The sequence below is a fragment of the Frankia sp. CoWAU3 genome (assembly GCF_977971855.1).
On the sequence record NZ_CDWWXB010000045.1, the window covers coordinates 7,268 to 7,920 of the forward strand.

Below are 653 nucleotides of genomic sequence, written 5' to 3' on the forward strand. Positions count from 1 at the left end.
TCCACGGCCGTCAGTGCGCAGGCCACCGCGAGCCTGGGCGACCTGCGCGAGCAGCTGCTGGCGCCGGGCAGCTGGATGCCCGAGAGCACCCAGCCGACCGCGACCGGCCCGACCGCGCAGGAGTTCACCGCCGACTTCACCGCCCTGCACGGCGTCGCGCCGACCGAAACGGCGGCCTGGGCCTACGTCACTGGGCTGATCCTGGGACGGGCCATTCGCTACTGCGGAGGCGTGCAGGATGCCTCCGTGCTCGCCGCCGCCCGGGGCATCGACACGACCACGTTGCTCGGTCGCTTCCGGCTGGACGAGGCGACGGGGCTCCAGGTCGGCCACCAGATCCCGATCGTGCAGTGGCAGGCCGGTGCCTCCCGGACGGTCTGGCCCCGTGAGTCGGCGCGGGCACCGTTCGCCCATCCCCGGCTGTTCACCAGCCGACCGGGGATAGCGTCTCGGACTTCGCCGGGGACGACCGCGACCACGCCCACGCCCACGACCACGCAGCCTCGGACGCCTCCGGCCTCACGCACACTCCCCACCACGTGAGTGGCTCTCCGCCGCCAGCGGACCGTCCGGGGCGGCGGGTGAACCGTCCGGAGCGGGTGAACCGTCCGGAGCGGGTGAACCGTCCGGAGCGGGTGAACGGTGGTTGGTTC

At 73.5% G+C, this 653-nt stretch carries 1 protein-coding gene; it reads left to right on the forward strand.

Annotated features, from left to right (window positions below; genetic code table 11):
- Positions 1–543 (forward strand): ABC transporter substrate-binding protein (locus AC08ON_RS06765; RefSeq protein ID WP_476616642.1); only part of this gene is annotated, 543 nt, incomplete at its 5' end.
- Positions 544–653 lie beyond the last annotated feature (110 nt).